This window comes from Formosa bonchosmolovskayae (assembly GCF_051016085.1).
Classification (GTDB): Bacteria; Bacteroidota; Bacteroidia; order Flavobacteriales; family Flavobacteriaceae; genus Formosa.
In genome coordinates this window covers 2,411,107-2,432,975 of sequence record NZ_CP174605.1, presented here as the reverse complement: position 1 = coordinate 2,432,975, position 21,869 = coordinate 2,411,107, and the positions used below count along the sequence as shown (strand labels likewise).

The window sequence follows — 21,869 nt, the reverse complement described above, 5'->3', positions numbered from 1 at the left end:
CAGAACACATGTTAAAAACATTTATTGAAAGACCCGTGCTTTCAACGGTAATTTCTATTATTATAGTGATACTTGGTGTCATTAGCATCAATAGTCTACCCGTAGAAGAATATCCGGATATAGCCCCGCCAACCATTAAGGTGGCCGCCTCTTATCCTGGAGCTAATGCTGAAACAGTATTAGAAAGTGTTATTATTCCTATCGAGGAACAAATAAATGGTGTGGAAGGTATGACGTACATTACCTCTACTGCATCAAATAACGGTACTGCCGAAATCACTGTATATTTTGATCAGGAGATGGACGCCGATATCGCAGCCGTAAACGTGCAAAACCGTGTATCGAGAGCAAATCCTTTATTACCAGCAGAAGTTATTGCTACGGGTGTAACCACTCAAAAGCAAGAAACAAGTGCATTGATGTTTATCTCGATGTATTCTGAAAATGAAGATTACGATGCGACATTTATACAGAATTACTTAAAAATTAACGTGATTCCTGCCATGCAACGTATTAGTGGTGTTGGGGATGTTAGTGTATTCTCTCAGCAAGATTATGCTATGCGTATATGGTTAAAACCTGAAAAATTAGCGGCTTATAATTTAATTCCGTCTGATATTTCTGCTGCTTTAGCCGAACAAAACCTAGAAGCGGCTGCGGGTGCTTTAGGTCAGAATAACGGAGAAGCTTTTTCTTATGTATTAACCTATAGCGGACGTTTTAAAGAAAAACAACAGTATGGAGACATTGTAATTAAAGCGCTAGGAAATGGAGAATTTCTTAGATTAGACGATGTAGCCACTATAGAACTGGATGCACAGTCGTATTCTTCGAATGCTATGAGTTTAGGAAAACCTGCCGTGTTTATGGGGATTTTCCAAACAAAAGGATCGAATGCACAGGAAATTATTGAAAATATTAAAACCACTCTAGCAACAGTTGAATCTGATTTACCACATGGTTTAAAAATATTTGTGCCTTACGATACGAGTTTATTCTTAAACGCATCGATTGAAAAAGTAGTTCATACTTTATTAGAAGCTTTTATACTGGTTTTCTTAGTTGTATTTATCTTTTTACAGGATTTCCGTTCTACATTAATTCCGGCCATTGCGGTTCCGGTGTCTATTATTGGAACGTTCTTTTTCTTGAATGTTTTTGGCTACTCCATAAACTTATTAACCTTATTTGCCCTTGTCCTCGCCATTGGTATTGTGGTAGATGATGCCATTGTAGTTGTAGAGGCCGTTCACGCCAAAATGGATGAAGGTGAAAAGAATCCGAAGAGCGCCACTTTAATTGCCATGAACGAAATATCGGGTGCGATTATCTCGATTACTTTGGTAATGGCAGCGGTATTTATTCCAGTAACCTTTGTACAAGGACCTACAGGAGTATTCTACGAGCAATTTGGAGTTACTTTAATTATTGCCATCTTAATTTCGGCGGTAAACGCCTTAACATTAAGTCCAGCTTTGTGTGCTTTATTATTAAAAACACATCACGAAGATGAAGAGCTTAAAAACAAAAGTAAATTACAACGTTTCTATACCTTATTTAACCGCGGATTTAATGCCACAGTCGAAAAATACGGACAGTCACTTGCCTTTTTATACAGAAAAAAATGGGTCCCAGTTCTACTTTTAGTTTTAGCAGTTACTGGAATTTTCTGGGCAGCGAAAACAACACCAACAGGGTTTGTACCTAATGAAGATAGAGGAATTATTTTTGCTAACATCGAATTACCAGCTGGTTCTTCTTTAGATAGAACAGATGCCGTATCAAGAGATTTATATGCAAAAATTAAAGATGTAGAAGGTATTGACGGGGTTAACTTTATTAAAGGTCGTAGTATCATTAGTGGTGCCGGTAGTAACTTCGGATTCGGAATTATAAAACTTAAGGACTGGACCGATCGTGAAGGCGAAACATTATCAGCCAATGCTATTACCGGTAAATTATTTGGTATTGCAGCGACTATGCCAGAAGCTAACATTATTTTCTTCTCTCCTCCAAGCATCCGTGGTTTTGGTAACTCGGCAGGATTTGAAATTAACTTGTTGGATAAATTTGGTGGTGAGTTTACAGACTTAGATAAAATGAATCAGGAATTTGCAATGGCTTTAATGAAGCACCCTGAAATTAAATATGCGCAGTCGGCTTTCAACACCAAATATCCGCAATACGAAATGGAGGTTAACGTGCCTTTAGCGAAAGAAAAAGGTGTACCAATTAACAGTATATTCTCGACATTACAAGGATATATTGGTGGAATTTATGCTTCAGATTTCTCTCGTTTCGGGAAACAATTTAGAGTATACATTCAAGCCTTACCAGAAGACAGAGCAGACGAAGGTGCTTTAAACAGCATGTACGTTAGAACAGATTCTGGAGAAATGGCACCAATTACACAGTTTGTTAATTTAAAACGTGTGTATGGACCACAGTCGGTAACGCGATTTAACTTATTTAATTCAACTACCTTAACAGGAGCAACCAATGACGGATTTAGTACAGGGGATGCCATTAGAATTATAGAAGAAGAAGCGGCTAAATTACCAAGTAATTATACTGTGGCTTATTCTGGTTTAACACGTGAAGAGGTAAATGCAGGTAACCAAACCACCTTTATTTTTATATTAAGTATTTTGTTTGTGTATTTCTTATTAAGTGCACAATACGAGAGTTACTTACTACCTTTTGCAGTGGTACTTTCAATTCCTTTTGGTGTATTCGGAGCTTATATAAGTACGAAAACTCTAGGACTTGAAAACAACATTTATTTCCAAATTGCCCTCATCATGCTTATTGGGTTACTCGCGAAAAACGCGATTCTAATTGTAGAATTTGCGCTGCAACGCCGAAAACGAGGCGAATCCATTGTAGATGCAGCAATCCACGGAGCAAAAGCACGTTTACGTCCAATTTTAATGACTTCATTTGCATTCATCTTAGGATTAATGCCATTGGTATTAGCTAAAGGTGTAGGTGCAGAAGGAAACAAATCTATTGGTACAGGTGCTGCCGGAGGTATGCTTATTGGAACATTATTAGGTGTATTTATTATACCAATATTATTTATTTTATTCCAATGGCTACAAGAGAAAGTATCTAGTAAACCTGCAGTAATCGAACAAAACATAGAACAATAATCGTATGATATCAATTTTAAAACATAAAGTACTTAGTAAAATTGCGGTATTGCTTTTTGCGATGGTAACATTACAAAGTTGTTTTGTTGCTAAAGATTATGAGCGACCTCAATTTGAAGAAACCCAAGATTTATACAGAACAGATAATCTGCCAACAGATAGTATTTCTATGGCAGATGTGTCTTGGAAAGATTTATTTACAGACCCGTATTTAAATCAATATATCGAAGAAGGTTTATCAAACAATATCGATATAAGAATGGCCATCCAACAAATGGTTGCAGCAGAATCTTATGCGAAACAAGGTAAAGCAGGATATCTTCCTTCAATTGGGATTGGAGCGACTGCAACACACCAAGAATTAGCTAAAAACAGCCAGTTTGGTGCACTATTTAACGGAGCAATAGATCAATATGAATTATCGGCAGACTTATCTTGGGAAGCAGATATCTGGGGAAAAATCAGAAGTGCGAAACGTGCTTCAGATGCCAACTACCTACAATCAGTTGCGGCGCATAAAGCGGTAAAAACCATGTTAGTTTCTGGAATTGCATCTACATACTATCAGTTATTAGCTTTAGATGCACAACTTAAAGTGACAAACGAATCTATTGCCACTCGTAAAAAAAGTGTTGAAACTATCACTGTTTTAAAAGAAGCAGGACAAGTTAACCAAGTAGCGGTAGACCAAAGTATTGCACAATTTAATAATGCAAGTGCTTTAAAGATAGATATTGAAACAGCTATCTTTAGAACCGAAAACACATTGAATTTACTTTTAGGAAAAAGTGCTAATACCATTGCCAGATCAGAGTTAGATAGTCAGACGTTAGAAACTGAAATGAAAATTGGTGTGCCTTCTATCCTATTAAGAAACAGACCAGATGTCATGGCAGCAGAATTTGGATTAATCAATGCATTCGAATTAACAAATGTGGCTAAAAGTCAGTTTTACCCTTCTTTAACCCTAACAGCTTCTGGAGGTTTCCAAAGTTTAGATTTAAAAGATTGGATTAGTGCTAATTCTATTTTCGCAAATGTTATAGGTGGTTTAGCACAACCTATATTTAATAAACGAAGCATTAGAACGCAACACGAAGTGGCTATCGCACAACAAGAACAAGCCCTTTTAAATTTCGAAAAAACGTTATTAACAGCAGGAAACGAAGTATCTAACAGTCTGTATAAATACGATGCCGAAAACAGAAAAATTGTTTTTAGAGAGAATGAAGTCGAAGCGCTTAGAAAAGCAGAGTCTAATTCTGAAGTGCTTTTAAACAATGGTTACGGAACGTTTTTAGATTTATTAACAGCTAGAGCTACGGCATTAAGTGCAGAGCTTAATGTTGTAGATAGTAAATTACAACAATTATTAAGTGTAGTAGATTTATACGAAGCCCTTGGTGGTGGTTGGAAATAATCTGCATATCTTATAATTTTAATAGTAAAAGCCCTTTTCTTATGTAAAAGGGCTTTTTTGCGTTTAAACTTCCATATAATTCTAGAAATAGTTTAAAAAACGTTGTATTTTCGACTTTATATTTAAAACCATCTCGCACACAGATAATCAATGAGAAAATCAATTATTTTAACAGCCTTAGTTTTAGCTGTAGTCGCCGCCATTATGGCAACGGTTAGTGCCTATTATTTTGCTCTTATACCAGGTTTATTAGCACTGGCTTTAGGTTTTTATGGTATGAAATTATCTAAAGCGCGTACACAACCAAAAAAAACAGCGCAACTTGCCATATTATTGGGAGCTCTCGCCATATGCCTTTCTGTTTATAATTTAGTATTTGCCCCAAAACAAGAACTTACAATTTCGAACACTACCGAAAAAATTGAAGAACCGACTCCCGATGATATAGATGATGAAGATTTTAGTGACGAAGAACTAGATGAGTTAGAAAATGAGGTAACACCCTTAATTAAACCGACAGATGCGGTACCTCCTCCTGCAAATATTATTAAAAAATAAGATCTCCATATGACTATTAGACTTTGCTATAAAAAAAACAAAGCAGTGCTTGCAACGGTATTATCCATACCTTTTTTTATGATTTTAGGGTGCTCTAACACCTCTAAAAATCAAAACACATCTGAAGATGCTACCCTATTAGATAGTACTTTAATTAGGGAATACACCAATACTATAACTGCATCAGAATTAAAACAGCATTTAGAAATATATGCTTCAGATGAATTTGAAGGCCGCGGAACAGGAACAAGCGGACAAAAAAAAGCAACAAATTATTTAAAGCAGTTTTACATTAAAGAAAACATACTTTCGCCTATAAACGACACCATTTATTTTCAGGATGTTCCAGCCTCTTATTTACCTGAAAACATAAGCGATTCCGAAAATGTCTTGGCCTTTATAGAAGGTTCTGAAAAACCAGAAGAAGTCATCATTATTTCTGCTCATTTAGATCATGTTGGAATTATAAACGACGAAATTTATAATGGTGCAGACGACGATGGTTCGGGGACAGTAGCTTTATTAGAAATTGCTCAAGCCTTTAAACAAGCTACACTAAACGGACACGGACCTAAACGTAGCATTTTGCTATTGCACGTTACTGGCGAAGAATTAGGTTTATACGGCTCACGTTACTACGCCGAACATCCAATTTTTCCTCTAGAAAATACTATTGCAAACTTAAATATAGATATGATTGGCCGTGTAGACGATGCTCACAAAGATAATCCTGAATATGTATATTTAATAGGATCCGATCGCTTAAGCGACGACCTTCATGAGACTTCAGAATATATTAACACCACATTTTTCAACCTTGAATTAGACTATACATTTAACGCTCTAGACGATAAAAACAGGTATTACTACCGTTCCGATCATTATAACTTTGCAAAGCATAATATTCCTGTTATTTTCTATTTTAACGGTACACATGCAGATTATCATAAAGCGACAGATACTGTAGACAAAATAAATTTTCCAATGCTTCAAAAACGAACGCAACTTGTGTTCGCAACAGCTTGGCAATTGGCGAATCAGTCTAGCCGCCCTGCCTTAAACGAAGACATAGAAAATTAACCTATAAAATTAACATTACAAGAACTAAAGCCTATCTAATTAGGAAACACTTTAGTCCGTTCCTATAAAACACACCTTTAATTATTCAAATCAAAATTTATGAAAAAAAAGTACTTAATAGCTAGTGCTGCGGTTATCATGTTAAGTTGTGGTAGTTCTAACAAAACATCGACATCTTCAACAACTACAAATACAGAAACCGTATCAAAATCGACTAACAATGTTAATTTTTATGCCGAAACCATTACTGAAGCCGAATTAAAAGCCGATTTAATGATTTATGCATCAGACGAGTTTGAAGGTCGTCTTACAGGACAACCTGGTCAGAAAAAAGCAGTAGAGTTTTTAAAGAAACGTTATATCGATTTAAATATTCCTGCCGCTAAATCCGATGGTAATTATTTTCAGGATGTACCTTTAGAAATCGCAAAAAATCCTGAAGCAACGTTAACCATAAACGATTCTAAATTCGAATTAGGTCAAGACTATGTTTCTGTTTTATCTAGCGATTCTGGAACTATAAATACAAATGAAGTTGTTTTTGCTGGTTTTGGTATTGAAGACGAGGCTTACTCCGATTATAGTTCTGTAGATATTACAGGAAAAGTTGTTTTACTAAAATCTGGAGAACCCCAAAAAGCAGATGGCACTTACATTATTTCAGGAACTTCTGAAGCTAGCGAGTGGTCTAATTTTAGAAAGGAAATGACTCTAAAAAGAGATATCGCGAGAGAAAAAGGTGCGAAAGCAGTGCTGTTTTATGCCCCTAAAGACTACAAAAACGCGGTTAAACGTTTTGGAAATTCTAATGGAAGAATAACTCTACAAGATAAAAAAGAACAATTATATTTCTTTTTAATTGATACTAAATTGGCTACAGCAATACTTCCAAATATAGAAAAGATCCAAAAACAAGCAACTATAAAAACGGCGTTTAACTTAGATTATAAAAAGGTTAATGAAGAGATTCACTCAGAAAACGTTGCGGCATTTATTAAAGGAACAGACAAAGCAGACGAAGTCATTGTCGTTTCTGCGCATTTAGACCATGAAGGTATTAAAAATGGAGAAATCTATAATGGAGCAGATGATGATGGTTCTGGAACTGTTGCCCTATTAGAAATTGCTGAAGCTTTTAAAATGGCTAAAAATAATGGCCAAGGACCAAGACGTTCAATTTTATTTTTACATGTTACTGGTGAAGAAAAAGGACTGTTAGGCTCAAAATATTATTCTGACATCGACCCTATTATTCCTTTAGAAGAGACTATGGTAGACTTAAACATTGATATGATTGGGAGAACTGATCCGAAACGTAAAAGCGACAACAGAAACTATATCTATTTAATTGGAAGTGATAAATTAAGTACAGATTTGCACAACCTTTCTGAAGACGTTAACACATCTTGCTGTAACATCGAACTGGACTACACTTTTAACGACGACAATGATCCGAACCGTTTTTATTACAGATCCGATCATTATAACTTTGCTAAAAACAATATTCCTGTGATTTTCTATTTTAATGGAACGCACGACGATTATCATAAACCAACAGATACGCCAGACAAAATTGAATACGATTTGTTAGAAAACAGAACCAGACTCGTATTTTATACGGCTTGGGAATTGGCTAATCGCGAGGCTAAGATTACAGCAGATAAAGTTGTAGAATAAAGCAAAAAATTAGGCATTAAAAAATCCTTTAGTATCAATGGATGCTGAAGGATTTTTTTGATTTTATACGTTGGTATTAAAGGGCTATTTGTTTAGATATAACATATATCTCTGTTCTCCACTTCACTCTAACACCTTAAAAAAGTAATTCGTTATAAAACGGTCTTAGCACTAACGAGAAAGAATCGTAAAATTCTGAAGACACTAGCAAACGACGATTGTTATAAAGCGTAATGTTTTTATTATTTCACATCAAAAACCAAATCAATTTCGGTTGGAGGTAAACACCTTGTATCGTCACACACCATAAACTCTACAGTTCCATTAATCGTAAAAGGCACCGTCCCTTTAACTCGTATGCGTTGTTTAAATTCTGAAGTCCCTTCGAAAAACTTTATTTTCATATCAAAAATAGGATCATCTATAACATGTCCAGCACCCTCTTGAGTATTTCCTTTTTTAAGAAAATCTTTACTTCCCTTAAACGTAAAAGTTGTTGGAATCGGACCACCATCGGGCACAGATTGTGCATATAAATGCCATCCTTTGTCAATATTTGCTGTGGCCACTAACTCATATTCGGTATCGGATATTTTGTTTACCGATGTCGACCATTTTACCGGTTCTAATATTTGTCCGTTTACAGTTCCTACAATCATCAAGACTAGGAGTAATACTATTTTATTCATAATAAAAGGTGTTAGGTGTTTTTAGGTTTAGTTCAAATATATACGAATATCCCGTCCCGTTAAAAAACTAGAATTAAACTTATATTTCTTTTAACAGTTTCAGTCATCCTGTTTACTACAAAGTTTAGATTCCCCCCAAAAAAATAGAAGTAAAAAAATAAAGATGTTAATCAATTCAGGTGAACCGGACTAATCCAATTCTTATTTTTTAGCATCTAAAACTTCAAACTTCGAGTTGTTTGAAATATACTCCGGCACAATATCTTTTATAATTGAAACCGTCTCTAATGTCTTACAATGGGCATTTACCTCTTTTAACTTTAAGATTTGATTTGTAACATCACTGTTAATGGGCCTGGATTTTGCGATCATTATTTTTTCATGAAGGGTCGGTTTCGCAATTTCTCCTTCTGCTAATAACTCTTCATCAATCTTCTCTCCAGGTCGTAATCCTATTATTTTAATAGCGATATCTTTTGGATAACGTAATCCGGATAGCATAATCATGTGTAAAGCTAAATCATATATTTTAACAGATTTCCCCATATCAAACACATAAATTTCTCCGCCACTCCCCATAGCTGCTGCTTCTAAAACCAACTCGCAAGCTTCAGTTATAGTCATAAAAAACCGAGTAATGTCTTTGTCCGTTACAGTTACTGGACCACCATGTTCAATTTGTTTTTCAAACAAGGGTATTACAGAGCCATTAGATCCCAAAACATTACCAAATCGTGTAGTTATAAATTTTGTAGTCTCTGTTTTATGCAAACAACTCATATATAACTCAGCAATCCGTTTAGTCGCTCCCATAACATTAGTCGGATTAACCGCCTTATCTGTAGAAATCATAACGAACTTTTTAACCTTATGTTTTACAGATATATTAGCAAGGTTTATAGTCCCGCCCACATTAACACTCACCGCTTCGTAAGGATTATTTTCCATAAGTGGGACATGCTTATAAGCGGCGGCATGAAACACGATGTCAGGTTTATATTTAGAGAACAATTGGTCCATTCTAATCACCGTCCTAACATCGGCAATAATCACTTCAAAGCGTTCAACTTCATTTTGAATAAACTCTTGCTGAAGTTCATACAATGGAGACTCCGCAATATCTACCAAGATTAATTTCTTATAATTAAAATGCGATAATTTCCTAGCAATTTCACTTCCTATAGAGCCCGCTGCACCCGATACCAAAATAACGTTGTCCTTATACTCATCTATTAATAAAGGATTCACGATATTAATACGCCCTCTCCCCAATAAATCTTCAATGTTTACATCCTTAATTTGTCCAACCTTTAAATCGCCATCTATCCAATGCTCTAACAATGGTACTATTTTAACATGAATAGATGTTGACAGAAAGTGTTTAGTTATGTCTAAAAGGCGTTCAGAACTTATATTTTGAATTGAGATGTAGACCTCATCCAAACCATGTGTTTTAATAAACTCAGTGGTTATATGCTGTATACCATAAGCGTCTAGTCCGTGTATTTTTGTTCCAATCTTCTCAGCGTTATCATCTATAAAACCAAGTAATTCTATATTACTTTTCGAATCTTTTATTATCGCATCATGAGTAGCCCTTCCAAAACGTCCTGCACCATATATTAATATCTGGCGCCTTCTTTTCCCATATTGAGCACGGTCTGTTTGCATACGTTGATGCATTGAGCTAATCAATAATCTAATACCTATTAGAAAAAGGAGATTCAACAGTAAGTGAATACCAATAATCGAAACAGGTATATTAAAAACAGTCTTAAATCCGGAATATTGACTCAAATAAGCAAACCCTATTAAAATTAGTGCTAAAATACAAACGCAAAAAAACGCATTAAACACAGCCTTACCTTCTGTACGTCTCCGTAAACCACTAGTTGCATTTACAATACCATAACTAAACGATGCTGCGATTAAAACTATGGGGAGCTTAGTAAGTAACGTTCCAATATTATTAAATATTTCCAAACTATATCTAATCATATAAGCTAGAAAAAATGTAATCGTAATCAGGCACAAATCACATATTAACATACCCCGTTTTGAGATATTTCTATCCAAAAGTTTGTTTAGTATATTATTCATTTTTGTTAAAATAATTGATAATTACTGAAACGATTCTATGGAGGTCGTCTTGAGTTAGATTAGAACCACTTGGCAAACATAAACCACGTGCGAACAAATCATCCGAAACACCATTTATATACCGAGGTGCATCTTTAAACACGGTTTGCTGATGCATGGGTTTCCATAACGGTCGCGATTCTATATTATCGTGTTCAAGATGCATTCTTAACCTCTCTTGCTCGGTTTCATCGTTTAATAAAACACAAGTTAGCCAGCGATTAGAGTAAAAACTTTCAGGTTCTTCTAAAAAAGCTATACCATCTATATGTGATAATTTTTCCTTGTAAAACTTGAAATTTTCACGTCGTTTTTGAACATGATCTACTAAAACGAGCATTTGTCCGCGACCTATTCCAGCTATTATATTTGACATTCTGTAATTATATCCAATCTGTGAATGTTCATAGGCGACAGCCTGATCCTTCGCTTGAGTCGCTAAAAAAATGGCTTTATCCTTACGGTCTTGCGATGAACAAACAAGTGCACCGCCTCCAGAGGTGGTAATAATTTTATTACCGTTAAATGAAAATATCCCATAGTCTCCAAACGTACCGCAGTGTTGCCCTTTATAAGTACTACCCAACGCTTCAGCACTATCTTCTACGATTGGAATATTATAGTGTTCTGAAATGGCTTGAATCTCATCCACCTTATAAGGCATACCATATAAATGAACAGCAATTATAGCTTTAGGGGTTTTACCTTTACTCATCCGATCTTTAATGGCTGTTTCTAAAAGTATTGGACACATATTCCAGGTGTCACGTTCACTGTCAACAAAAACAGGCGTTGCCCCTTGATAAACGATTGGATTTGCTGAAGCAGAAAATGTTTTGGACTGACAAATAACCTCATCACCAGGCCCTACATGTAATAATATTAAAGCTAAATGTAACGCTGCTGTACCAGAACTCAAGGCCACAACGTCGTTGTTCTGCTTAAGATAGAGTTTTAAGTCCGCTTCAAAACCCGAAATATGTGGACCTATAGGAGCAATCCAATTCGAAGAGAAGGCTTCATTAATAAAATCGATTTCGTGCCCACTCATATGTGGTGGTGATAACCATAGTCTTGAATTCATAAATTAAATTATTACAAATAACATAAAAACATATTTTACATCTACTTATAGATTATCGCATGAATTAAACCTAAAAACAAATTATTAATTTCAGTAAATTTATTAAGAACAATTCAATAAAAGCAATAAATAGCGGATATTTACCTGAATTTATATATGAGTTCTAGTATGTAATCAGGTGTTGTCCTAGAATGCTAAAATCAATATAAAAAGAGAACAAGATCACTAATATATGTATAAAAAGGGTTTTAAAAGAGCTATGGATATAACAGCCGCTATACTAGGTTTTATGCTCTTATTTCCAATATTTACATTAGTCACATTGGTATTGTTTATAACCCATGGTCAAGCTTTTTTTATTCAAAATAGACCTGGGAAAAACGAAAAAATATTTAAAATCATTAAGTTTAAATCCATGTCCGATAAAAAGGATATACACGGTAAATTGTTACCGAATTCCGAACGCATCACTACTTTGGGGCGATTTATAAGAAAAACGTCTATAGATGAAATCCCTCAACTATTAAATGTTATCAAAGGCGATATGAGTATAGTCGGACCACGCCCTTTACGCGTCAGTTATTTGCCATATTATACACTTGAAGAGGGATTAAGACATACTGTTCGTCCTGGAATTACAGGATTGGCTCAAGTTTCAGGTCGAAATGCTTTAAGCTGGGATACTAAACTATCTAAAGATGTCGAATACGTAAAACAACTAAGCTTTTTATTAGATGTAAAAATTCTACTAAAAACAGTAGTAAAGGTTCTAAGCGCATCCGATATAGAATTAGGGCCTGATGTCTTAGAGTTGGATGAGTATAGAAAAGAAGCCTCAATTTTAAAAGTGATGGACGCTAATAAGAAATAGTTTAATCTGTTTACTGCTCTTCTAGATTTAAGATGTCCACGCGAATTCAAGAACAGAGTTTAAAATCACACCATCAATCAAAGTAAAAGAAGACCAAATATAAATCATCAAGCGTAGCATTAAATACTTAAAGGGCGTTCGAGCGGAGTCGAGAACTAAAACATACATTAAACATTCTACAGAGCATTCAAGAAAACTCAAGAACTAAAACAAACATCAAACGTAGCATTAAATACTTAAAGGGTGTTCGAGCGGAGTCGAGAACTATAACAAGCAACAAACTTAACGTTAAATACTTTTCAAGGCGTTCAAGCAAAGCCAAAAACTAAACATACTTTCCAGGGCATCCAAGCAAACTCGAGAACTAAAACAAGAATAAAACTAAGCATTAAACATTTCCAGGGCGTACAAACAAACTCGAGAACTAAAACAAACATCAAACGTAGCATTAAACCTTCTCAAGGTGTTCAAGCAAACTCGAGAACTAAAACAAACATCAAACGTAACATTACATACTTCTCAAGGAGTTCAAGCAAACCCGAGAACAAAAACAAACATCAAACGTAGCATTAAACCTTCTCAAGGTGTTCGAGCGGAGTCGAGAACATAAACAAGTATAAATCTTAACATTAAACATTCTCCAAAGCATTCAATCGAAGTCAAAACCTAAACATTCTTTCCAGGGCGTTCGAGCGGAGTCGAGAACATAAACAAGCATTAAACATTTCCAAAGCATCCAATCAAAGTCGAGAACATAAACGTATCAAACTCAAAAACAAGCCTACTGTCCTCTAAAAAATATAACCGTACTAATGGTTTTTACAATCACATTTAAATCAAGAAAAAAACTACGATGTTTTATATAAAACAAATCGTATTGCAATTTCATAAGGCTATCTTCAACCGTATCGCCATAACGCACTTTCACCTGTGCCCAACCTGTAATACCCGGCTTAATCATATGCCGCGCTTCATAAAAAGGAATAACCTCAGCCAATTCCTTAACAAACTTCGGCCGTTCTGGTCTGGGTCCTATAAGACTCATATCGCCCTTTAATATATTTAAGCATTGTGGTATTTCATCTAATCGCGAACGCCTTAAGAACTTTCCAAATCGGGTAACGCGTGCATCATTTTTAGACGCCCAAACCGCACCATGCTTTTCGGCATCTACCACCATCGTTCTAAATTTTATAATAGAAAACAAATTCCCATGTTCGCCCACACGCTGCTGACTATAAAATAAAGGCCCTCGGTTTCCTATTAGATTCCCTAACAGCACCAAAGGCAAAAACGCAATCCCGACAAGGCATCCTATTAGCGCAAAAACCATATCAAATATCCAACGCTGAAACAAATACAGCTTATTCTGGTTATTCCTATTAAACGGAAAATACTTATAAAAATCCTTCCCTAAATAGTGCACCGGAATACGATAAGTCATTTCTTCAAAAGCTTGTGTATATTCTTTTATCGCAAAGCCGCGATGCAGTAGATGCATTAAATCCTGATATAAACTGGGCGTAATCAACTCCGAGTTATAAGTCGCCACTATAACTTCTGTTACATTTTTGTCTACTATAATTTTATTTAAATCTGCAGCCTTATATTTCTTAACCAGTTTGGGTAAAAGCGTATTACTGGGTTCACAATTAATAAATCCTACAATTTTATAATTCGGATCTACCGCTTTAAAAGACGATACGATCTCGTCTATATGCGTAGGTTCTCCAACCAACAATACATTTTTATAAAACCGCGGACTAGATATTAAAGTAATATACAAAGCGCGCCAAAATAATAAGCCCCCCAGTATCCCTAAGAAGAAAAAAAAGATTTGTATACGTTTATCGGGTAAAAAGGGAGTAAATAATGGCGTTAATAAATAAAAAGCCACCACCACCATGGCCGTCATAAACACGTTGGGCAAAGTGGACTGGAACGTGCTCGATTTTTGTAAATCATAAATCTCAAAAACAGTCCCAAATAGACTAAGGTAAACAACTAACACAATTACCCAAGACCAATTTTCATTAGACAACGTAAAATAATCAAAATGAAAATAAGTACTTAAAGCAAACAAAACGGTTAAAACAAAACCTATATCCACAACGCGTAGTAATATCTTACGTTCAGAGATATTGAATGAGATTTGGTTTTTAGTCATTATGGTGTAGGAATTTACTTGTAAATATAGACGAATACCGCTTACAATACCCACCAACCGTCCGTCAATCGATATAATGTTAAAATTTTCGACAAAAGTCGAAAAATATTAAAGTATTTAAAAGCCCTTTTTAAAATATTAGAAATCAAAAATAAACAATTAATACATAGCATGAAACCTCAACTGGGGCTAGTCTTAAAAAAACAACGCCCGAGCTTAGGCTAAGGCGTATGTTTATTATAATTCAATTTAAAATCATGCTATAAAGCTACTTTATATTTAAAAAATATAGGCACAGCATAATTTACTTTTACAGGTTTACCCCGTTGCATACCAGGTTTCATTCTAGGCAACAATCCAATAATACGCTCTGCTTCTTGTTCTAAAATCTTATCCGGACCTCGAGATCGTATGCCTACAATATAGCCGTTTTCATCGATAACAAACAAAACAGAAACACGTCCTTCTATTTGCAAGTTTAAAGCTTCTTCTGGATATCGAAAATGGGTTTTAATATGGGCGTTCATTTTAGTCTGAAAACAAGCTAAAGACGCTGCTTTAGATAAACCTTCACACCCCGGAAACACGGGAATATCTTCTATTACGGCAAACGGAACTTCGGCCACTTCTTCTACCTCATCTACAACAACATCATCTACTGCAATCACAGCTTCTGCGGGTGCAATACGGTCTTCTTGCGAAGATTCTGTACTCTCTATCACGGTTTCTTCAATATCGTCTATAGACTCTACTACTTTTATAGATTCGGAAACCATAACAGGTGGCGGTGGCGGTAAAGGAATATTAACTCTCGTAATTGGTATGTCTTCTTGAAATTCAGGAGCCAAATCAAGAACTTCTATGTCGTCTAAACCCGTATCAAAGGTTCTATATTCTAGAGCCTGCCAAGAAAAGAATAACATAATGTTTAACCCGATAGCAAAATATATACTGCTATTTCTCCCAATGTCTAGTTTTGGATTTTTTTTAGCTTTCATAACGATATATTTTAAAGTTAACCTTCTATTTCTACTCCTATTAAGGTAGAAAATATACGTTTAGAAAACTATGACAACCGTCATATAACCAATAAAAACAACAACCTCAAAACACTAATAATCAGCCACTAAAATCAACCACAACTGCTGTCTTAAAACCATTAAGACAAGACGTCCATCCACTGTAATTTCACCACCTCCCAATCATACTTTTCAACTTTTGTTCTGGCGTTAGCAACCATCAACTGGGTCGCTTCAGTGTCCTTAGCCACCTTTAAAATCGCTTCAACAAAAGCTACACTAGAATTTGGTGGGACCAAGACACCATCTACGCCATCATCTATTAAAAAAGGCATCCCCCCCACGTTTGTAGAAACTATAGGTAAACCCAAAGCCATGGCTTCTATAACACTCACAGGCATATTATCAAAATTAGTGGTGTTTATAAATACATTATAATCTTTGGCAAGATGGGTCCATTCAGCCTTGGTTAGTTTGCCTGCAAAGGTTACTGTTACGCCTAAATCTTCGGCATAGGCTTGCACTACCGCCATAGAACCATCGGTATCTGGACCTACCATACATAATTCGGCAGCTTGTCCAGCATCTAAAAGTTGTTTTAATATAGCGACTGCAAGTTTCGGATTGTAAATGGTAGAAAACGAACGCACCCACAGTAATTTAATAGTATCAATAGGCCGCTCCTCAAAAGTATATTGCGCCAGTTGTAAACTGTTAGGAATATAAACCACATGTGTGTAACCATAATCTTTAAAAACGGACTCCAAATATAACGAGGGCGACACCAATACTTTAGCCCGCTTAAATAAAGCTTGACTCAATCTGGGATACTCCGCTAAGCGTTTAGGTAAATTGCCTCCATGTAAAATGGGGATATAAGGCAATTGTAGTAAACGGCATACCTGACTCACAATTACCGCATAGTAAAAATTCTGAGTGCTATAGGTGTCTATTAAAGCATGATCCATTCGGGGACCAAAGCGTACCGTGGCCTGCACCATATCTAAAATGCGACGCCCCTTATTTATATAAGCCGATTTACACAGCACCTTAAAACCTGTACGTTCTAAAGCTGCCGATAAGCCTTTCATATAAGAGACATTGGTCTTACTACTGCTTAAGTTGTTTCCTAAGTATAGGACGTTTTTTTTCATGCACGATGTGTAATAAAGATAAACCATAAATAAAACCAGGTGCCGCGATACGCATGGCAGAGTGGTTAATAGTGGCAAACCAAAATATTAAAAATGAATAAAACAAAAGATTACCTTTATGTTTTGTTCGGTATACTAAGGGTTTAAAAATTAAAATACATAAAATAATCACCCCAAATATACCATGCTCAGAGAATAAACGGCTCACCTCATTATGCGAGGCTATAATTTGGCCTTCCTCTTCCAAACGTACCTGCTTCATGCCATTGGCCCCTACTCCCAAAAACGGATGCCGTAAGAATCCATCAAATTCACGAACAACCAAATCCACACGTCCAGTAGAGACATCTTCCTTTTCCCTACCTATTGCATCCTTATTAGTATACCTATTTTCTATTAAACCTCCAGTTTGATCCGCCGCGATAGACCAGGTAATGATAACACCTATAATCAACAAAGCTAAAGCGCCAATAATTTGTTGCCGTTGTTTAAATCGGGAACGCCCATAAAACACCACCAAAAACCCTAACATCATCATTATTGCTGCGATAACTCCCCCGCGACTAAAAGTAACTAAGGCTCTAAAAGACACCAAGGCTAGTAAAACTAAATTAAAAATCTTCAAAAAGAAGGAAGGCGATTTTAAAAAAAACCGTACGGTAAGTGCTACCATTCCTAACCCTAATAAGGTAGCTACCTGATTAGGCCCATAACCTCCTGAGGCCGCAAAATTAGATCCGGTACCTTGCAGTACATCTTTTATACTCGGATTGTATAAAAACAAATACACCATCATAGCTACAATCGGGAAGCTCATACAAGCCAATATTTGTAGTAATTGCTCTTGGGTTAAACGCTTATCGTAACAAAACAAGGCAGAAGCGCCTAAACACACGGGGCCACTCAGTACAAAAGCAATCGATTTTCTAAAATTCAAATCGTAACCTAAAGTCATAGAGGCCACTAATACCGAGGGTAACAATAGTATGAGATAAAAAAAATAAGGATAGCCCTTGCCAGAAACCCCATTAAAAAACATCCCCATAAGGACCAGTAAAATAATATAATACTTAGAAAACTCATAAAACAAGCCACCTCCCGTCATCCTAAAAAAAGATTCCGCTGCGGCAATATAAGCGCAACCAAACAGCACCCACATGGTCTTTGCAGAATCAGGAACAAAAATAACTTTTCCTATAAAAAACAGGGCCGTCATCGTAAAATACAGATTCGAAAACTTAGGGATAAAATAAACCCCCACCCCAATCAAAAGATGCATCACCACTAGAGCCACATACAAATCATTAGTAAACCGATATTTTTTAGTTTGATTTTGTTTCATATGCTTTATACAATCCTACCATATACGCTCAGTATATGGTTTAAACAATTGGTTTCAGAATAATGCTGTTGTACATATTGCTGTAGCGCATCACGCATGTTCATACGTAAGGGATTCTCTGCAATTAGGTTCAATACAGCATCAGCGAAAAGACTGGCATCCCTAGCAGGAACCAATCGTCCCATACTACGGTTTACAATCACCTTATCACAGTCGCCCACAGTGGTGGCCACCACAGCTAAACCTGCCATTCCATATTCTAAAAGCGCCAAAGGTAAGCCTTCAGACTGAGAGGATAACACTCCTATATCCATATGGTCTAGTATAGCCGGAACATCTGCACAACTTCCGTAAAAAAAAACAGAGTCATCTAACTGCAATTGTTTTAATGTATTAAACACCTCTTCAGCATAATCGTCCTCAAAATTTTTCCCGACACAGTGTAATGTCCAATCCGGATAGGTTTTATGGATCTGTTTAAACGCATGCAACAATGTAATATGGTCTTTTTGGGCTCGCAAATTCGCCAGACAAACAATACGTTTCCCGGCCTGACCTTGTATTGGAGTTTCTAATACTGTCGCTTTTGGCGACACAAAATTAGGCACCACATCTACGGCTTTACAATACAGTGTGGTACTATCCCATGCTTTCAAGGTGTCGTTTACAGCTAGTATATGTGAAAAAGCCTGAGAGCAGATTTTTAAAACCCGTTTCGGACGCTGCGCTACAAATTGGCTATTCCCATAATGGTCGTGCCATATTAAGTATACCTTAGGATACATCCATTTTACTAAAGTCGCAATAAAAAAAGAAGACGCATGAGCATGAATTATGGTAATCTGTTCTTGTTTTATAAAAGACACCAATTGCCTTACAGCAGACAAATCTAAAGTCTTCGTTCGTTTTAAAAACAAATAGCCCACCTCTGGCTGTATACTAGCTTTTAGTAAGCCTTCTGCACGTGTCGTACATAAATAAGAACGCTCAACCTCTGTGACCAAGGCATTAGCTAAGGTCACAGCCATGCGCTCTGCACCACCAGCTTCTAAAGTGTCTATAAGTTGTAAAACTCTCAAATACGTGTATTTTTAAAAGAGGTTGAAATTACTAAAATATTTGGATATACAACCACAAACTAAAGAATCCAAATAAACCAACACACCACTAACTACCCCACCAAACCAGTACACCGCTAACGAACCAACTAGCCAACTAAACCACTACACTACTAACCTACTACTCCACTATACCACTACACTACTAACCCACTACTCTACTAACCAACTAAACCACTACTCCACTATTCTACTAACCAACAAAACCACTAACCAACTATACCACTACCCCACTATTCCACTAACCCCAAAAACCAACAAAACCAACTACCCCAAAACCCCTGCAATATCCATCTCCAACCGGTCAAAAGTGTACTGTTGCGACCAATCCAAGGCCTTATGTGCCATAACGTCCAGGTTTGAGCCTTTAAAAACGTGTATAAAATGAGACACCGCTACTTCCAGCTCGGGTTCCACTATAATACCACGAGATTCCTCACCAACCATCCATGCCACACAGGATACAGAAGTGGTTACGGGAATACACCCATAAAACATACCCTCAGCAACCGCTTTGGGCCAGCCCTCACTTTTAGAGAGTAAAATATTAAAATGAGCCGTTAACAAAGCGTTACGAACCACCGATTTATCTTGATTCCCATGCATCACAATACAATACTCCAATTGTTGAGCAGCAACATATGCTTCTAATTCGGGTCTTAATGGGCCATCTCCAAACATTTCTAGGCGCGCAGCGATCCCACGCCTATTTAATTCTGCTATAAACTGTATGGTTAATAAAGGCCGTTTTCCTGGCACTAACATCCCAGCAAACACAAAAACCAACGGTGCCGTATAATCTTTCTTACTAAAAGGCACTTTCTCGGCATCGGTATATGTGGCAGAAATAAACGGATGTATATTTTTGGTTTCTCCAGGCCATTCTCCATACACCAACACTTTCATATTACGTGTTAAAAATGTATTTCTCAGTATGGCTTGTTGTAACCGATACGTCCAAGGCTGATTACTATTAGGATCCCAGTTCCCTGCGTACTTTGTTGACTTTTGTTTTGAAGGAAAAAAGATTTGTGCAAAACAAGCGACCAATCCTATATTAGACGGACAACGCAAATGGAGATGATCTGCCTTTCGCATGGCACTCACACATTTAAAAAACACCACAGGTAATACTATTAATGTTTTTAAAACAGCAACTATACCCAACAAACTAAAATTAGGTACAGCTACAAATTTAAGATTTGGACTCGTATACGCACAATCTATAGCGTCTACCTCATTATTAGGTTTCTGAATACCAACCACTGTTACGGCATCTACATATTTGGTCCACAAATTCATTTCACGCACATAAGGCGCATAACCATAATAAGTATCATTTTTAATACTATGCTGTACTAAAGTGAAGATTGCTAATTTCATTAGTAATAAATTTCTTTTTAATAATTAATTTTTGGCTTATCAAACACTAATTTACACCAGCCAAATATACGCCCCAAGCCTTCCATAAACATAGCCTGCCTTTTATTTGATTGTATACAACCTAAAAATGTTAGAATTGTAAGTAACAAAGCAGTGCAATGCCATTTAATTTTCGATTTTAAACCGGGATTAGAGTATTTAACTCTCCAAATATACCACCCATTTCTAATCACCATTTGCCCATACTTAAACATATTAGGACGTCCTTCAACTGCATGATGGTGAGTGCATCTCGCCGCTGTATTTACATATAGTGGTTCTTGCTTGGCCAATCTTAAACAAAAATCGGCATCTTCGTATAAGCCATAGCCTTCAAAATAATCAGAAAATGTTATTGTTTTAAAAACAGCCATTCTATAGGAGGATACCCCACCCATAAATAACTCCACTTCATAGATATTGTTAGAAGGAGGCAAAAAACCTATGGCTCGCATATGCGAAAATGAAGGTAACCATCCAGGAGGTACATCTGGTTCTAAACCAAACATACGTCGTACTTTAAATCGAGTAGGCTCTTTCCTGCACCAATCATCAAAACAAAAATAGTCTGAAATAGATGTAGGCTTTTTATTTTGTTCCCAATGGACTTCATTTGTAATATATCCACCTACTGCAAGAGCTTCAGGATATAGCGAATAGGTCGCTATTATATGTTTAAAATAATTGGAATCTAAAATGATATCATCATCCAAAAAACAAACGATTTCTGAACGTTTATTTACTTTTTCTATTCCAAAATTACGCTGTCTCGTTAAACCTCGGTCTTTAGCTTCTACCAAATAATAATTTAAATTATTAAAATAATTGGCCTCTAGCATAACTCGCGTCTCGTCGTTAACAGAACCATCGACTATTATTATTTCATCGGGATATAAAGTCTGACTAACAACAGAATTAAGTAAGGTCAATAACGCTTTTGGGCGCATATAGGTGCAAACAATTAATGTAAATATCAT

General features: G+C 36.2%; 16 protein-coding genes. 6 read left to right on the top strand and 10 right to left on the bottom strand.

Annotated features, from left to right (window positions below):
- Nucleotides 1-8 precede the first annotated feature (8 nt).
- From ACKC83_RS10385 to ACKC83_RS10365, 5 genes are all read left to right on the top strand, one after another.
- Entirely contained in the window at nt 9-3,152 is a 3,144-nt protein-coding gene (locus ACKC83_RS10385; protein ID WP_434035445.1) for an efflux RND transporter permease subunit, read from the top strand.
- A gap of 4 nt (nt 3,153-3,156) precedes the next feature.
- Nucleotides 3,157-4,572 carry an efflux transporter outer membrane subunit gene (locus ACKC83_RS10380; protein ID WP_434035444.1) on the top strand — a complete coding sequence of 472 codons (1,416 nt, stop codon included), beginning with the start codon at nt 3,157-3,159 and terminating at the stop codon, nt 4,570-4,572.
- Nucleotides 4,573-4,722: 150 nt separating this feature from the next.
- Nucleotides 4,723-5,130, top strand: coding sequence for a hypothetical protein (locus ACKC83_RS10375; RefSeq protein WP_434035443.1), 408 nt, complete (start codon nt 4,723-4,725; stop codon nt 5,128-5,130).
- 78 nt (nt 5,131-5,208) lie between these two features.
- The gene (locus tag ACKC83_RS10370; RefSeq protein ID WP_434037773.1) at nt 5,209-6,210 is read left to right on the top strand and encodes a M28 family metallopeptidase; all 1,002 of its coding nucleotides are present in this window, start codon (nt 5,209-5,211) and stop codon (nt 6,208-6,210) included.
- 99 nt (nt 6,211-6,309) lie between these two features.
- Entirely contained in the window at nt 6,310-7,887 is a 1,578-nt protein-coding gene (locus ACKC83_RS10365) for a M28 family peptidase (protein ID WP_434035442.1), read from the top strand.
- Between the two features lie 242 nt (nt 7,888-8,129).
- Here the strand turns inward: ACKC83_RS10365 and ACKC83_RS10360 are convergent, their stop codons facing one another.
- From ACKC83_RS10360 to ACKC83_RS10350, 3 genes are all read right to left on the bottom strand, one after another.
- On the bottom strand, nt 8,130-8,576 hold the full coding sequence (locus tag ACKC83_RS10360) for a protein-disulfide reductase DsbD domain-containing protein (protein ID WP_434035441.1): 447 nt from the start codon (nt 8,574-8,576) through the stop codon (nt 8,130-8,132).
- A 201-nt stretch (nt 8,577-8,777) separates the two neighbouring features.
- Nucleotides 8,778-10,574: a polysaccharide biosynthesis protein gene (locus ACKC83_RS10355; RefSeq protein WP_434035440.1), complete on the bottom strand. Its 1,797-nt coding sequence runs from the start codon at nt 10,572-10,574 to the stop codon at nt 8,778-8,780.
- Between the two features lie 94 nt (nt 10,575-10,668).
- Nucleotides 10,669-11,799, bottom strand: a complete 1,131-nt coding sequence (locus ACKC83_RS10350; RefSeq protein WP_434035439.1) for a DegT/DnrJ/EryC1/StrS family aminotransferase — start codon at nt 11,797-11,799, stop codon at nt 10,669-10,671.
- A 232-nt stretch (nt 11,800-12,031) separates the two neighbouring features.
- Between ACKC83_RS10350 and ACKC83_RS10345 the strand changes: the two genes are divergently transcribed.
- Nucleotides 12,032-12,670 (top strand): sugar transferase, encoded by a 639-nt coding sequence (locus tag ACKC83_RS10345; protein WP_434035438.1) that lies wholly within the window; start codon nt 12,032-12,034, stop codon nt 12,668-12,670.
- 781 nt (nt 12,671-13,451) lie between these two features.
- Here ACKC83_RS10345 and ACKC83_RS10340 read toward each other — a convergent pair.
- The 7 genes from ACKC83_RS10340 to ACKC83_RS10310 form a co-directional block, all read right to left on the bottom strand.
- The gene (locus ACKC83_RS10340; protein WP_434035437.1) at nt 13,452-14,837 is read right to left on the bottom strand and encodes a sugar transferase; all 1,386 of its coding nucleotides are present in this window, start codon (nt 14,835-14,837) and stop codon (nt 13,452-13,454) included.
- Between the two features lie 260 nt (nt 14,838-15,097).
- The gene (locus tag ACKC83_RS10335; protein ID WP_434035436.1) at nt 15,098-15,835 is read right to left on the bottom strand and encodes an energy transducer TonB; all 738 of its coding nucleotides are present in this window, start codon (nt 15,833-15,835) and stop codon (nt 15,098-15,100) included.
- Nucleotides 15,836-15,996: 161 nt separating this feature from the next.
- Nucleotides 15,997-17,010, bottom strand: a complete 1,014-nt coding sequence (locus ACKC83_RS10330) for a glycosyltransferase family 4 protein (RefSeq protein ID WP_434035435.1) — start codon at nt 17,008-17,010, stop codon at nt 15,997-15,999.
- Nucleotides 16,967-18,352, bottom strand: a complete 1,386-nt coding sequence (locus ACKC83_RS10325) for an O-antigen ligase family protein (protein WP_434035434.1) — start codon at nt 18,350-18,352, stop codon at nt 16,967-16,969. The genes ACKC83_RS10330 and ACKC83_RS10325 overlap by 44 nt, the downstream gene beginning before the upstream one ends.
- A gap of 5 nt (nt 18,353-18,357) precedes the next feature.
- Nucleotides 18,358-19,431 (bottom strand): glycosyltransferase, encoded by a 1,074-nt coding sequence (locus ACKC83_RS10320; RefSeq protein WP_434035433.1) that lies wholly within the window; start codon nt 19,429-19,431, stop codon nt 18,358-18,360.
- A gap of 306 nt (nt 19,432-19,737) precedes the next feature.
- A complete protein-coding gene (locus tag ACKC83_RS10315) occupies nt 19,738-20,853 on the bottom strand; it encodes a glycosyltransferase (protein WP_434035432.1) in 1,116 nt (371 codons plus the stop codon).
- A 17-nt stretch (nt 20,854-20,870) separates the two neighbouring features.
- Nucleotides 20,871-21,869, bottom strand: a complete 999-nt coding sequence (locus tag ACKC83_RS10310; protein WP_434035431.1) for a glycosyltransferase family 2 protein — start codon at nt 21,867-21,869, stop codon at nt 20,871-20,873.

Coding starts and splice junctions, on each gene's coding strand:
- ACKC83_RS10315 (WP_434035432.1), bottom strand. CDS start 20,853: ATGAAATTAGCAATCTTCACTTTAGTACAGCATAGTATTAAAAATGAT.
- ACKC83_RS10360 (WP_434035441.1), bottom strand. CDS start 8,576: ATGAATAAAATAGTATTACTCCTAGTCTTGATGATTGTAGGAACTGTA.
- ACKC83_RS10330 (WP_434035435.1), bottom strand. CDS start 17,010: ATGAAAAAAAACGTCCTATACTTAGGAAACAACTTAAGCAGTAGTAAG.
- ACKC83_RS10345 (WP_434035438.1), top strand. CDS start 12,032: ATGTATAAAAAGGGTTTTAAAAGAGCTATGGATATAACAGCCGCTATA.
- ACKC83_RS10380 (WP_434035444.1), top strand. CDS start 3,157: ATGATATCAATTTTAAAACATAAAGTACTTAGTAAAATTGCGGTATTG.
- ACKC83_RS10325 (WP_434035434.1), bottom strand. CDS start 18,352: ATGAAACAAAATCAAACTAAAAAATATCGGTTTACTAATGATTTGTAT.
- ACKC83_RS10350 (WP_434035439.1), bottom strand. CDS start 11,799: ATGAATTCAAGACTATGGTTATCACCACCACATATGAGTGGGCACGAA.
- ACKC83_RS10310 (WP_434035431.1), bottom strand. CDS start 21,869: ATGATATTTACATTAATTGTTTGCACCTATATGCGCCCAAAAGCGTTA.
- ACKC83_RS10385 (WP_434035445.1), top strand. CDS start 9: ATGTTAAAAACATTTATTGAAAGACCCGTGCTTTCAACGGTAATTTCT.
- ACKC83_RS10355 (WP_434035440.1), bottom strand. CDS start 10,574: ATGATTAGATATAGTTTGGAAATATTTAATAATATTGGAACGTTACTT.
- ACKC83_RS10335 (WP_434035436.1), bottom strand. CDS start 15,835: ATGAAAGCTAAAAAAAATCCAAAACTAGACATTGGGAGAAATAGCAGT.
- ACKC83_RS10365 (WP_434035442.1), top strand. CDS start 6,310: ATGAAAAAAAAGTACTTAATAGCTAGTGCTGCGGTTATCATGTTAAGT.
- ACKC83_RS10375 (WP_434035443.1), top strand. CDS start 4,723: ATGAGAAAATCAATTATTTTAACAGCCTTAGTTTTAGCTGTAGTCGCC.
- ACKC83_RS10370 (WP_434037773.1), top strand. CDS start 5,209: ATGATTTTAGGGTGCTCTAACACCTCTAAAAATCAAAACACATCTGAA.
- ACKC83_RS10340 (WP_434035437.1), bottom strand. CDS start 14,837: ATGACTAAAAACCAAATCTCATTCAATATCTCTGAACGTAAGATATTA.